This is a genomic window from Pseudactinotalea sp. Z1748, assembly GCF_049725185.1.
Classification (GTDB): domain Bacteria; phylum Actinomycetota; class Actinomycetes; order Actinomycetales; family Beutenbergiaceae; genus CALKWS01.
In genome coordinates this window covers 140,991-153,963 of the sequence record NZ_JBMPQB010000002.1, presented here as the reverse complement: position 1 = coordinate 153,963, position 12,973 = coordinate 140,991, and the positions used below count along the sequence as shown (strand labels likewise).

At 68.7% G+C, this 12,973-nt stretch carries 9 protein-coding genes; 1 reads left to right on the top strand and 8 read right to left on the bottom strand.

Going from position 1 to position 12,973, the window contains the following annotated elements:
* Window positions 1-137 precede the first annotated feature (137 nt).
* The 7 genes from ACO0LU_RS04955 to rhaI all read right to left on the bottom strand — a co-directional run bounded on the left by ACO0LU_RS04955 (window position 138) and on the right by rhaI (window position 10,084).
* A complete protein-coding gene (locus ACO0LU_RS04955; protein ID WP_424790320.1) occupies window positions 138-2,300 on the bottom strand; it encodes an FAD-binding protein in 2,163 nt (720 codons plus the stop codon).
* A 97-nt stretch (window positions 2,301-2,397) separates the two neighbouring features.
* Entirely contained in the window at window positions 2,398-3,165 is a 768-nt protein-coding gene (locus tag ACO0LU_RS04950; RefSeq protein WP_424790319.1) for a 3-ketoacyl-ACP reductase, read from the bottom strand.
* Between the two features lie 253 nt (window positions 3,166-3,418).
* Complete coding sequence (locus tag ACO0LU_RS04945) at window positions 3,419-4,459, bottom strand: type IV toxin-antitoxin system AbiEi family antitoxin domain-containing protein (protein ID WP_424790318.1); 1,041 nt, start codon at window positions 4,457-4,459, stop codon at window positions 3,419-3,421.
* A 440-nt stretch (window positions 4,460-4,899) separates the two neighbouring features.
* On the bottom strand, window positions 4,900-5,259 hold the full coding sequence (locus ACO0LU_RS04940; RefSeq protein WP_424790317.1) for an L-rhamnose mutarotase: 360 nt from the start codon (window positions 5,257-5,259) through the stop codon (window positions 4,900-4,902).
* A 55-nt stretch (window positions 5,260-5,314) separates the two neighbouring features.
* Window positions 5,315-6,838 (bottom strand): rhamnulokinase, encoded by a 1,524-nt coding sequence (locus ACO0LU_RS04935; protein WP_424790316.1) that lies wholly within the window; start codon window positions 6,836-6,838, stop codon window positions 5,315-5,317.
* Window positions 6,839-6,857: 19 nt separating this feature from the next.
* On the bottom strand, window positions 6,858-8,906 hold the full coding sequence (locus ACO0LU_RS04930) for a bifunctional aldolase/short-chain dehydrogenase (RefSeq protein WP_424790315.1): 2,049 nt from the start codon (window positions 8,904-8,906) through the stop codon (window positions 6,858-6,860).
* Entirely contained in the window at window positions 8,906-10,084 is a 1,179-nt protein-coding gene (rhaI, locus tag ACO0LU_RS04925; RefSeq protein WP_424790314.1) for an L-rhamnose isomerase, read from the bottom strand. The genes ACO0LU_RS04930 and rhaI overlap by 1 nt, the downstream gene beginning before the upstream one ends.
* Window positions 10,085-10,313: 229 nt before the next feature.
* On the opposite strand from rhaI, the gene ACO0LU_RS04920 reads away from it, so the two are divergent.
* Window positions 10,314-11,348 (top strand): LacI family DNA-binding transcriptional regulator, encoded by a 1,035-nt coding sequence (locus tag ACO0LU_RS04920; protein WP_424790313.1) that lies wholly within the window; start codon window positions 10,314-10,316, stop codon window positions 11,346-11,348.
* Between the two features lie 99 nt (window positions 11,349-11,447).
* On the opposite strand, the gene ACO0LU_RS04915 is transcribed toward ACO0LU_RS04920, so the two are convergent.
* Window positions 11,448-12,953: an alpha-N-arabinofuranosidase gene (locus tag ACO0LU_RS04915; protein WP_424790312.1), complete on the bottom strand. Its 1,506-nt coding sequence runs from the start codon at window positions 12,951-12,953 to the stop codon at window positions 11,448-11,450.
* Window positions 12,954-12,973: the final 20 nt, after the last annotated feature.

Sequence of the window (12,973 nt, the reverse complement as noted above, 5' to 3'; positions counted from 1 at the left end):
CACTCGGCCGCAACCGAGAGCCCCACCCGGCCCCGGCCGCAACCCATCGCTGGGACCGGGTGCGCTGAGACCGGTCCCGGAAGGCTCCGGTCTCACGCGCGAACGGCCGGTCCCGTGCCGCATCGACCTCCGGGTGGTCAGTAGATGTTGCCGTGCTCGCGGAACTCGCGCCAGACGTTCTCGAAGAAGTCGTCGTCGGCCGGGATCGGCCGCACCGGGCGCCAACGGAACAACGGCCGTCCGGCGGGGTCGGTCTCCTCCCGCTGGACGATCTGCGCCCAGTCTCCCCCGCCGTCGTCCTCGGGCCGATCCAGGCCGTCGTGGCCCACGGGAGCCGGTGCGCCCTCGGGGGCGAGCCAGGCGACCTCCTGGACCTGATCGGCCAGCGCACCCTCATCCAGGCTGAAGCGGAAGAGCTCGGGCAGGCCCAGTTCCGCATCCGCGTTCGGGCCGTAGCCGACCTTGGGCAGGTGGCCGCCCGGGTCGGTGTACAGGACCGAGCCGCGTGAGCGTCCACCCTTGCCCACGTAATCGGCCATCGCCGACAGGTACACATAGGCGGTGGTGAGGATGTCGCGGACCAGGAAGGTGCGGTTCACCGACCGGCGTGAGGTGGAATCGGCACTGATCGTCTCACCGTACTCACTCAGCCACTGGTGCACCTGCTGCAGTGCCTCGTCGATCGACTCGGCCGAGCGTACCGGCCCGGCCTTGGCGCTCATCAACTCCTGCACCGCGGTGAGCATCGTCCCGGTGTTGTCGGTCAGACCCGAGCGGGCGCGCTCGGCGGCAGCGGCGACGAGATCCATGGCGTCGGTCAGGACGGCCTCGGCGGCAGCGGAAAAGGTCGGCTCGGCCACCGGGTCCTGGGTGCGCCGGGCGGCGATGAACTGGGCCGCCCGGGTGGCCCCGACCTGCCCGGAGTTCAGTGCGGAACCCCCGGGACGGTACACCCCGTGGGCACCGCCGGCTTCCCCCACCGGGAAGAAGCCCGACACATTGGACTGCCACCAGCGGTCCACGCTGATCCCGCCGTTGTTGTGCTGGGCGCACACGTCCACCTCGAGCATCTCCTTCTCGAGGTCCACGTACGGGTTCTTGTCCAGGTAGAACTGGTAGGCAGGCTCGTTCATCTTGCGCAGCCGCTCGATCGGCGTGCCGAACAGCACCCCGGCCTTCTCCAGGTACTCGAACGGCTCGGGGTCCAGCTCGCTGTGTTCGAACGTCTCGCGCACCGGGTTGGAGCGGAAGTCCAGGAACACCCGGCGCCCGCGCAGCACGGTCTCGCGGTAGACCAGCAGGTCGATCAGGGAGGAACCCTCGGTGGCCTTACGCACGTCGAAGGGCCACTGGTAGCCCTTGAGGAACACCAACGAGATCAGCCGGCCGTAGTCGGGGATGGTCTCGGTGAGGAACTCGCGCTCGTCGTTGCCCTCGGCATCGGTGGAGACGAACCGGGGCACCACCTGCATGTAGGTTCCCGAGACGTTCCAGCGCGGCTTGATCGAGGCCAGGCCGAACTGCCATTCGGTCACACCCTTGCCGCGCACCCCACCGCGGTAGGCGGCACCGGAGGCGCCCCACTGGCCGTTGGGGAAGACCCTGGTTGCGTAGATCCCGGCCGGGCCGCCGGTGGCGTAGACGATGTTGGTGCACCGGATCAGCAGGTAGGGACTGCGCTGGCCGTCGTGCGGGACGTCGGTGCGCAGCAACAACAGGCCGGCGATCCGGGGGCCCATGTCCGTGGTCTTATCGACGATCAGGTCGACCACACGGCAGTTGTCGTAGATGTCGGTGCCGTTGCGGGCGACCTTCTTCTCGAGTTGCTCCACCATGGACCGGGAGGTGTAGGGCCCCACCGACGTCCCTCGGCGGCGCGGGTCGTGGTCGGTCTTGTAGCCCACGAACTCCCCGGACCGGCTCTGTGGGAACGGCACACCCAGATCGCACAGGCGCAGGAACGCCCGGGCGGACAGTGCGGCCTCGGCCAGGGCGTTGTCGCCGTCCATCGCCCCGCCGGCGAACAGCGTCCGGGCCATCTCGTGCACCGAGTCGGCCTCTTCTCCGGAGAGTGAGAGTTTGTAATAGGTCTGCTTGTCCGAGCCCGCGTTGCGACTGGCCCCGGCGCCGACCTTGTCGGTCACCATGATGACGTCGTCCTGGCCGAACTCCCAGAGCCGGTCGGCGGCAGCGAAACCGGCCGAGCCGGTGCCCACCACCACCGTGTTGGTGCTGACCACCGGAACCTGCTGGCCGGCGATCGTCAGGGTGGGCGCGGAGTCGGCATCGGCGATGGGCATGAGGTTCCTTGTCAGGGTCGGCGCCGGGGTCGCGGTGACGTATCGGCGCGGGCTTGTGGGGTGGGCGCGGGGTTCGGCGGACGGTTCCGCTACCGGTTCAGAGCCGGGGGATGTGCATGCCGCCGTCGACGTTGATGATGTCGCCGGTGGAGTAGGGCATGCGGGCGGCAGCGAGTTGGACGACGGCGCCGGCAACGTCGGCTGGGGTACCCCACCTGGGAATGGGGGCCAGCCCGCCGGCGAACTGCGCGTCGTACTTCTCCTTCACACCGGCGGTCATGTCGGTGGCGATCACGCCGGGACGCACCTCGTAGACCATGATCCCCTCCGGAGCCAGGCGGGCGGCCCAGAGTTGGGTGGCCATCGCCATGCCTGCCTTGGAGATGCAGTACTCGCCGCGGTTGGTCGAGACCGTCACCGCGGAGGTGGAGGAGACGTTGATGATGGTGCCGTGCACCTGGTCGCCCGGTTCACCCTCGCGGCGCTCGATCATCTCGGCCGCGACCATCTGGGTCAGGAAGTAGGGACCACGCAGGTTGATGTCCATCACCCGGTCGTAACTCTCCGGTGTGGCCACCACGATGTCGTCGCGCACCTGGGGAGCCACCCCGGCGTTGTTGACCAGCAGGTCGATGCGGCCCCAGCGCTCCAGCGCGTCATCGACGTAGCGGCGGTGGTCCGCCAGGTCCGCTACCGAGCCACGGGTGTAGGACACCTGTCCCAACTCGCGCAGTTCGGCCATCAGGTCCGCCGGCTCCTCGCGGGTGGCCAGGATGGCCACGGCGTAACCCTCGGCCAGCAGGGCCCGGGTGATCCCCTGCCCGATGCCCCGGTTACCACCGGTGACCAGTGCCACTTTACTCACGCGTTCCTCCTTGGGGTTGGGACTGGGGCCCTGAGGCCAGATCAGGGTGCCACAGGATCACCCTGGTGGATCTGCGCTGGGTCCGCGCGCAGCACGGCGCAACCGGTAGGCCCATCATGCCTGACGAGACCAGATCCGGCAAGCGCTTTCCGGCCCCTGGAACCATGCTGACTACGCGGATTATGGACTGAGCCCTCCCAGACGATTCCGCTCACTCAATCCACGTGCCGCGACCTCAACGCCACCCTGGCGATCACTCGGGCAGGTACAGGCCCGGTACGGCGGGAGCGCTACGCATCAGTCGCGCGGGCATCGCGCGGACCAGGCGCTCAGCGGTCGCGTCCGGGCGACGCAGATCCTCGGAGACGAACCTCAACACCACCCCTCCGGCCTCCCGGATGGCGTCCTCTCGAAGTTTCTCCTCGACTACAGCCCCGGCACCACCGTCGGGCGTTTCAGCGTGATACTTGATCCTCCCGTCGAACTCGGCATGAACGACCCAGCGCTTCATACCGCTGCCGGACGTTCGGCTGAAGCGCCAAGCCAGATCGCTGAAGTAGGTGCCGCGATCAGTCTGGACCCGGAACTGAGCGATCGGCCGACCGATACCCCGGGAGACCGCGATCCAGCGCAGGACCGATTCACCCGGGGACTCCGCGAAGCCGTTGGCAGCCGACAGCACCGCCCTGGCCCGGACCCGGCCACGGCGCGCGCGGCCTGATTCGAGGCGCTCGCACAACTCCACACGGATCCTCTCCATCCGCTCCTGCGATTCCGCACGCCGCCAGCGATCCGGCTTCGCAAGGAGCCGCAGCGCACTGTCAGCGACCACCAGCGCGTCGCGTGCGTGCAGGGTCCTGGCACAGTCGAGCACGGTGCGCTGCAGGGTGGTGACCGCCAACCCATTGATCGTGGTGACATCGGAAGGCTCCAGATCGACCGTGTGCCGGAGCACGTCGGATGCTCGCCTCGCGCCGTGACGCGTGGGCTGGATCAGATGGACCCGTTCGGGCGTCCGCCAGAGCGGGCATCCATGCAGCAGCGCCGCGCTCTCGTGACTGAGGATGCGTGGCTCGGCGGAAGCCCGGACCACCGCGATGCAGCGCGCCAGCGCGTGCTGCTGCCGCTTCGCCCACGGTTGCGTCAGTTCCTGATCCACCACCATGTAGGCACCGTGGCGCACCCGGGCGATGGTGCCGGCACTGAGCAGGTCGGCGAGGTCCGCCTTCCCAAGTTCGGACCGGAGGACGACGCGCGGAAGGGACGGCGGTCCGGGCCCTCGTAGGCGTTCCATGACTGGCAGCCTCGCCGGTCGTGCGCAGGCGGGCGATGAACCGCCGGCCCGCTGTGGACATTCGATCCCCATCCCCACCCCGCTGACCCGAGATCGCCACCCCTCAAGCCGCCGCCGCAACCCCACCGGCCCACCACCAGCCCACCGATCCGGCGGCGACTGCGCGGCATAAGGATCGAATCCGCCCATAGGGTCCGGCCACTGCGCGGCATAAGGATCGAATCCGCCCATAGGGTCCGGCCACTGCGCGGCATATGGATCGAGTTCGCCGGAGAGGTTCCGCGACTTCGCGGCATTCGCCGCGACGTCAGCGCCGCCGCCCGGGTGGGTGTGGGGTGGGCGGGTGGTGGGTGTGGCGCGTGTGGGTGCGCGGGTGGGCGGGTGGTGGGTGTGGCGCGTGTGGGTGCGCGGGTGGGCGGGTGGTGGGTGTGGTGGGCGGTTCAGTCGCCGGTGGGCGTGGTGCTCAGGCCGGCGGCAGCGAGTTGGTCCTCGAGGTGGAAGACCTCCTCGAGGAGAACGAAGCCCTCATCGGGGTTGCCGGAGTCAACGAAGAACTCGCTCATCGCGGCCTGCCAGCGCCCGTTCACCTCGGTGGCGGCCATCGCCTCCTGGGCGGCAGGATAATCCTCGGACTCGAAGTGACCCACCAGCAGACCGTCCTGCGACAGGTAGAGCGAGTAGTTGCGCCACCCGGAGTCTCGCAGCGCCTCGAGCATGTCCGGCCAGACGGCGGCATGAGCGCGGCGGTACTCATCCAATCGGTCCGGGCGCACGCGGGAGGTGAAGCAGTATCGGGTCATCGCGGATCTCCTTGCTCGTGGGTTGGCGTGGGTCGGGCAGCGGGTTGGGCGTGTCTCAGGGGCGCCTGGTCGAGGGCGACAGCCGTTGCTCCGCCCGGCCCCAACGCTCAGCCGCCCCCGGTGCCGGGGTGTAGGTCGCGGTGGACACGCTCGCGGCAATCACGCTGCGCAGGTCCTCCAGAGTCCCCTCGAGCACCCCCACGGCGCGGGCCTGTGCCACCACGTTCCCCAGGGCGGTGGACTCGGCCGGGCCGGCCACCACCGGCAGCCCGGTCGCGTCGGCAGCCAACTGGCACAGCAACGCGTTCCGTGAACCACCACCCACCAGGTGCACCCGGCGCACCGGACGGGAGGTCAACTCGACCGCCGCGCGCACACTGCGGCGATAGGCCAGGGCCAGCGAGTCCAGCACCGTACGGGTGATCTGCGCCGGGCTGACCGGATCCGGTTCGCCCCGCTCGACGGCGTGAGTGCGGATCCGTTCGGGCATGTCGCCCGGGGGCAGGAACGCCGGATCGTCGGCGTCGATCAGGGTGCGGAGCGGCTCGGCGCGGGCGGCGGCGTCGAGCAGGGAGGCCAACTCCGCATCCTCACCCGCCTCGGCCCAGATCCGCTGACTCTCCTGCAGCAGCCACAGTCCCATCACGTTACGTAGGAAGCGCACCCGGCCGTCCAACCCGAGTTCGTTGGTGAAATTGGCCTCCCGGGCACTCTCGGTGAGCACCGGCCGGCCCACCTCCACCCCGACCAGAGACCACGTGCCGCAGGAGATGTAGGCGAAGTCGGAACTGGTGGCCGGGATGCCGGCCACCGCCGAGGCGGTGTCGTGGGATCCCACCGCGATCACCGGCACCGGGCCCAGCCCGGTCGCCTGCTGGGCCTGCTCGGTCAACGGCCCGAGCACGTGGCCGGGTTCGACCAGGGGCGGGAACAGATCGGTCGGCAGGCCCAGTCGACCGAGCAGATCAGCCGACCAAGCCGGCCCGTCCTGGTCCAACAACCCGGTGGTGGAGGCGTTCGTCGTCTCGCTGGCCTGCACTCCGGTGAGCCGGTAGCCGAGCAGGTCCGGCAACAGCAGGGCCCGGGCCGGGGTGGACGACGACGCAGGTGCGGCGAGCAGTCCCGTGCGCCTCTCCGCGGCGAGCTGGAAGATCGTGTTGAACGGCTGATGGGCGATCCCGGAGATCGCGTACAACTCGCCCGGGCCGGCCAGCGCGTGCACCTCCGACACGGCCTGCCCGCCCCGAGCATCGCGATAGGCGACTGGCGGTGCCAGCAGGGCACCGTCGTCGTCGATCAATCCGTAGTCCACCGCCCAGGAGTCGATCCCGATACCGAGCAGTGGGCCATCGTCGCCCGCGGCCCGCAGGCCCGACAGGATCTGCTCGTACAGTCCCTCCAGGTCCCAGCGCAGCACGCCGGAGGCGTCATAGCGTGCCTCGTTGGGGAAGCGCGCCACCTGGCGCATCTCGACCTGTGGGCGATCGGAGGGGCCGGTGATCTCGGCCCGGATCACCCGCCCCGAGGATGCCCCCAGGTCGACCGCCGCGAATGCCGGTACTGCCGGCGTACTGCTCATCGCTACCCCCGGGCGTGGTTCAGCGCAGGAACGCCGCAGCCACCCCGGAATCGACCGGGATGTGCAGGCCGGTGGTCTGGGACAGGTCGGCGCCGGTGAGGGCAGCGACCGCCGCGGCCACATGCTCCGGCAGCACCTCGCGCTTCAGCAGGGTGCGCTGGGCGTAGTAGGCGCCGAGTTCGGACTCGGGGACCCCGTACACCGCCGCGCGCTGGGCACCCCAGCCGCCGGCGAAGATGCCGCTGCCGCGAACCACGCCGTCGGGATTGATGCCGTTGACGCGGATCCCGTGCTCGCCCAGTTCGGCCGCGAGCAGGCGTACCTGGTGGGCTTGATCGGCCTTGGTGGCGGAGTAGGCGATGTTGTTCGGACCGGCGAACACCGCGTTCTTGGAGGCGATGTAGATGATGTCCCCACCGATCCCCTGGGCGACCATCGCCCGGGCCGCCTCACGGGAGACGAGGAAGGACCCCCGGGCCATCACGTCGTGCTGGGTGTCCCAGTCCGCCGCAGTGGTCTCCAGCAGCGGCTTGGAGATGGACAGCCCGGCGTTGTTGACCACCAGGTCCACGCCCCCGAAGGCCAGGGCTGCCTGGCCGATCAGATCGGCCACGGCGTCCTCGTCGGTGACGTCGGCGGCTACCGCCACGGCCACGTCCGGGCCACCGAGTTCGGTCGCCAGATCCTGTGCTGCTTCGGCGTCGCGGTCGGCGATGACGACGCAGGCACCCTCGGCCACGAGTCGCTGGGCGATCGCCTTGCCGATGCCCGAGGCGCCTCCGGTGACCAGACCGACGCGGGTGGCGAGCGATTTGGGCTTGGGCATGCGCTGAAGCTTGGCTTCCTCCAGCGCCCAGTACTCGATGCGGAACTTCTCGGATTCATCGATCGGGGCGTAGGTGGAGACCGCCTCGGCGCCGCGCATCACGTTGATGGCGTTGACGTAGAACTCCCCGGCCACGCGGGCAGTCTGCTTGTCCTTTCCGAAGGAGAACATCCCCACCCCGGGCACCAGCACGATCGCCGGGTCCGCCCCTCGCATCGCCGGGGAGTCGGCATCGGCGTGCCGCTGGTAGTACCCGGCGTAATCCTCGCGGTAGGCACCGTGCAGTTCGTGCAACCGCTCGACGGCCTGCTCCAGCGGCGCGTCCGCGGGAAGGTCGAGCACCAGCGGCTTGACCTTGGTGCGAAGGAAGTGATCGGGGCAGGAGGTGCCCAGTTCGGCCAGCGCGGTGAGTTTGTCCCGGGCCAGGAACTCCAGCACCACGTCGGAGTCGGTGAAGTGGCCGACCTGCGGCCGGTCGGCCGAGGCGATGCCCCGGATCACCGGTGCCAGCGCGGCCGCGCGCGCACGGCGCTGCTCCGGTGCCAACGGGGCATATCCCGGGCGCAGGGCCCCGAAGGGGTGCTCGTCGCGTCCGGCCAGGTCCGCCGTGGCTTGCTCGATGTACTCCTCGGCCATCCGGATGATCTTCAGGGAACGCTCCTCGACCTGGTCGGAGGTTTCGCCCCAGGCGGTGATACCGTGCCCGCCCAGGATGCAGCCGATCGCCTGCGGGTTCTCCTCCTTGATCGCGGCGATGTCCAGGCCGAGCTGGAACCCGGGGCGGCGCCAGGGCACCCAGACCACCTCGTCGCCGTAGATACGCCGGGTGAGGTCCTCCCCGTCCACCGCGGTGGCCACGGCGATGCCGGCGTCCGGATGCAGGTGGTCCACGTGGTCGGCCTCCACCAGGGCGTGCATCGCGGTGTCGATCGAAGGCGCAGCCCCACCCTTGCCGTGCAGGCAGTAGTCGAACGCGGTGACCATCTCATCCTCACGGTCCACGCCCGGATACACCTGCGGCAGGGCGCGCAGGCGGTCCATCCGCAGCACTGCCAGGTTGCTCTGGGTCAGCGTGCCCAGGTCACCGCCGGAGCCCTTGACCCACAGCAGCTCCACGTCGTCACCGGTGACCGGGTCGCGTGCCGAGCCCTTGGCGGAGGTGTTGCCACCGGCGTAGTTGGTGACCCGCGGGTCCGAACCGAGCCGGTTGGACCGCGCGACCAGATCGTCCACGGCACCCATCAGGCCCCCCATCCTGCCTGCGTCCCGCCCACCCGCGCGGCCGCGACCTCGGCGGCATAGCCAGAGGCGGCGAAGGCTGCCATCGGATCGGGGTCCAGGCCCTGACCGGCGCGTAGTTCGGCGAGCATCGGGCGCACGTCGGTGTTGTAGGCATCCATCAGCACCCCGTGGGCTCCGAGCACGTCCTGGGCATGTTGGGCCGCGGTGAGTGCCTCCGAATCCACCAGTAGCGCCTTGGCGGTAGCCTCCTGGACGTTCATCACCGAGCGGATCTGGCCAGGAATCTTCTCCTCGATGTTGTGGCACTGATCAAGCATGAAGTTCACCCCCGCTTCCGGCTTGAGCGCATCGGCCTGGACGATCTCGTGCATGATCCGGAACAGTTGGAACGGGTCCGCGGAGCCGACCATCAGATCGTCGTCGGCGTAGAAGCGTGAGTTGAAGTCGAAGGCACCCAGGCGGCCCTGGCGCAGCAGTTGCATCGCGATGAACTCGATGTTGGTCCCCGGTGCGTGGTGCCCGGTGTCCAGGACCACGGTGGCGCGCTCGCCCAGGGCCAGGCAGTGCAACAGGGCGGTGCCCCAGTCCGGGATATCGGTGGAGTAGAACGCCGGCTCGAAGAACTTGTACTCCAGCACCAACGTATGGTCGGAGTCCATCGCGGCGTAGATTTCGGCCAGGGACTCGGCCAGACGGTCCTGGCGGGCCCGCAGGGAGTCCTGGCCGGCGTAGTTGGTACCGTCCGGGAGCCAGAGTTTGAGTTCCTTCGAGCCCGTGGCCCGCATCACGTCCAGGCACTGCATGTGGTGGTCGATGGCCTTGCGCCGGATGCGCTCATCGGAGTGGGTCAGCGAGGAGAGCCGGAAGTCGGCGTCCTGGAAGAGGTTGGCGTTGATCATGCCGATGGTCAGGCCGTGGTCATCGGCATGGCGGGCCAGATCGGAGAAGTCATCGACCAGGTCCCACGGGATGTGCAGCGACACCCGAGGCGTGATGCCGGTGTACTTGTGCACCTGGGCGGCGTCGGCAATCTTCTCGTAGGGATCCCGCGGAACACCCTCGGTGGTGAATACGCGGAATCGGGTCCCTGAGTTGCCGAACGCCCAGGAGGGCAGTTCCACGGTTTGCTCGGACAGTGCCGCCGTCGCAGCGCTCTGCCTACTCGACTGGTCGTTCATCACCGAATCCTCATTAATTCCGGAGCCCCAGGCCGTCAGCCCATGCGCCCGTCAGCCTATGAAACGTTTCAGTCAAATCTAGGCCCTACGCTCCCCTCCGTGCAAGCGTTCGACGCCAAATTGTTGCCGGTCCGTTGCCTGATGCGCGCGCGACCAGGGCGGCCGAGATCTCCTCGGCCGTGCCGTAGCGGCGTAGACTCTCGCGAATCCAGCGACGAACAGGACCTCGATGACGACCACCCACGGCCCCCGGACCGCCCGCCGACCGAGCGTGACCGACGTCGCCAAGTTGGCCAACGTGTCCGTCGGCACGGTGTCCAACGTGCTGAACCGCCCTGAACGCGTGGCCGACGCGACCCGGACTCGGGTAGAAAAGGCGATCGCGGCTCTGTCGTTCGTCCCGAACGCCTCCGCCCGCCAGTTGCGCGCGGGCACGATCACCACGGTGGGGGCGGTGCTGCTGGACATCCGCAACCCCTTCTTCACCGACATGGCACGCGGTATCGAGGACCGGATCGCCCTGGACGACCGCACCCTGATGCTGGCCAGTTCCGATGAGGACCCCAAGCGGGAGATGCGGTACCTTCGCCTGTTCGAGGAGCACGGGGTCAGCGGCCTGCTCGTGGTGCCCTCCACGACCGAGATCGACCACCTGCTCGCGATCGTCGACCGCGGCCTGGACGTGGTGCTGCTCGACTCCCCCTCACCTACCCCTCGGATCTCCTCCGTCGCCGTGGACAACATCGAGGGTGGCAAGCTGGCCGCTCAGCATCTGCTGGCGATGGGGCACGAGGAAATCACGTTCATCAACGGCCCGCACAGCATCCGACAGTGCCGCGACCGGCTCGCCGGTGTGGAACTTGCCGTCCAGGAGGCAGGGAAGGACCCGGCCGAGGTGATCACCGAGTTAACGATCTCGAGCCTGGACGCCGCCGGTGGCGAGTTGGCCATCTCCAGCGTGCTGGATGAGCAGGGCGACGCGGTGCCCTCGGCGGTCTTCTGCGTCAATGACCTGGTCGCGATCGGGGTGCAGCGCACCATGCGCCGCCGCGGCCTCGAGATGGTGGGGCACATGGCGATCGTGGGCTACGACGACATCGATATCGCCAGTGAGCTCGCCCTGCCGCTCACGTCGGTTCGTCAGCCGCACCACGAACTCGGCTACCGCGCCGCCGACATCCTGATGACCGCGGGAACACCCGAGCACGTGGTCTTCCAACCGGAGTTGGTGGTCCGCGCCTCCTCCGACCCCGCATCCGGCTGAGTTCTGCAGCCCGAGCATGAAGACGGCCCGGGTCGGCTCAATCGTGGGCCGACCCGGGCCGCGTTGGCTGAACCCGACCCGGTTAGGGCGGGCGGGTGATCAGACCAGGGTGACCATCGTCCAGGACACCGGCGGGAGGTTGACGTTGACCGCACCGTCGGAGACGCCGGCGCTGTCATTGCGGCGTGGCAACACCGACGTCGCGTCATCGGCGGTGGCCGACCAGGTGTGGTCGGGGTTGGACAGCGTCACACAGTTGTCCACCCGCAGGTCACCCAGCGCGCGCAGATCCATCTGCACGTGCGTCTCCTCACTCAGTGAGCGGTTCACCAGGAACAGCGACACCGACCCGGTCTCCGGATCCCGGGTGGCCACCGCATCGACCTGGTCCACCGGACCGTACTTGTCGGTCTCCAGCACCGGCGCATCGACCGCCACCTGCAGTACCTCGCCACGGGCGTGCCGTGCGGTGAGGGCGAAGGGGTGGAAGGTCGTCTGGCGCCAGGCCCGTCCGCCCGGCTCGGTCATGATCGGGGCGATCACGTTGACCAGTTGGGCCAGCGAGGCCGAGTGCACCCGGTCGGTGTGCCGCAGCAGCGAGATGAGCAGGTTGCCCACCACCACGGCGTCGGCCACGTTGTACTTGTCCTCCAGCAGCACCGGCGCCACCGGCCACTCATCGCCGGACGGCGGGCGGGACTCGGCACGCTTCTGATACCAGACGTTCCACTCATCGAAGGAGATGTTGATCGCCTTGTTGTGCTTGCCCGCGGCCCGCACCGCATCGGCGGTGGCGGCCACCGAGTCGATGAAGTAGTCCATGTTCGCCGCACTGGCCAGGAAACTGGACAGGTCGCCGTCGTCCTCGTAGTAGTACACGTGCGCGCTGATCAGGTCCACGTGGCGGTAGGTGTGCTCCAGCACGGTCGATTCCCAGGCGCCGAACGTGGGCATGGTGGAGTTCGAGGATCCGCAGGCCACAAGTTCCAGATCCGGGTCGATCATGCGCATTGCCCGCGCGGTCTCGGCAGCGAGGCGCCCGTACTCCTCGGCGGTCTTGTGACCGATCTGCCAGGGCCCATCCATCTCGTTGCCCAGGCACCACATTTTGATCTTGTAGGGATCCTGGGCACCGTTGGCGCGGCGGGCATCGGACAGGGCGGTCCCGCCGGGCACGTTGGTGTACTCCAACAGGTCCAGTGCCTCCTGGATGCCCCGGGTGCCCAGGTTCACCGCCATCATCGGCTCCACACCGGCCTTGGCGGTCCAGGCCATGAACTCATCGACGCCGAAGGTGTTCGGATCGGTGGAGTGCCAGGCCAGATCCAGGCGGGAGGGGCGCTGGCCCTTCGGGCCGACGCCGTCCTCCCAGCGGTAACCGGAGACGAAGTTGCCCCCCGGGTAACGGACCGTGCTGGTGCCCAACTCCGAGACCAGATCCAGCACGTCGGTGCGGAACCCGTGCTCGTCGGAGGTCGGATGCTCCGGCTCATAGATCCCGGTGTACACACACCGGCCTAGGTGTTCTACGAACGATCCGAAGGTGCGTTCGCGCACCGGCCCGACGACGAACGCCGGGTCCACGCTCAAACGTGCGGTTGACATGGGGTACTTCCTCCTGGTCA

Excerpts from the sequence above, each read along its gene's own strand:
- ACO0LU_RS04940 (WP_424790317.1), bottom strand. The coding sequence starts at position 5,259 with ATGACCCGATACTGCTTCACCTCCCGCGTGCGCCCGGACCGATTGGAT.
- ACO0LU_RS04945 (WP_424790318.1), bottom strand. The coding sequence starts at position 4,459 with ATGGAACGCCTACGAGGGCCCGGACCGCCGTCCCTTCCGCGCGTCGTC.
- ACO0LU_RS04915 (WP_424790312.1), bottom strand. The coding sequence starts at position 12,953 with ATGTCAACCGCACGTTTGAGCGTGGACCCGGCGTTCGTCGTCGGGCCG.
- ACO0LU_RS04955 (WP_424790320.1), bottom strand. The coding sequence starts at position 2,300 with ATGCCCATCGCCGATGCCGACTCCGCGCCCACCCTGACGATCGCCGGC.
- rhaI (WP_424790314.1), bottom strand. The coding sequence starts at position 10,084 with ATGAACGACCAGTCGAGTAGGCAGAGCGCTGCGACGGCGGCACTGTCC.
- ACO0LU_RS04935 (WP_424790316.1), bottom strand. The coding sequence starts at position 6,838 with ATGAGCAGTACGCCGGCAGTACCGGCATTCGCGGCGGTCGACCTGGGG.
- ACO0LU_RS04930 (WP_424790315.1), bottom strand. The coding sequence starts at position 8,906 with ATGGGTGCCGTGGACGATCTGGTCGCGCGGTCCAACCGGCTCGGTTCG.
- ACO0LU_RS04920 (WP_424790313.1), top strand. The coding sequence starts at position 10,314 with ATGACGACCACCCACGGCCCCCGGACCGCCCGCCGACCGAGCGTGACC.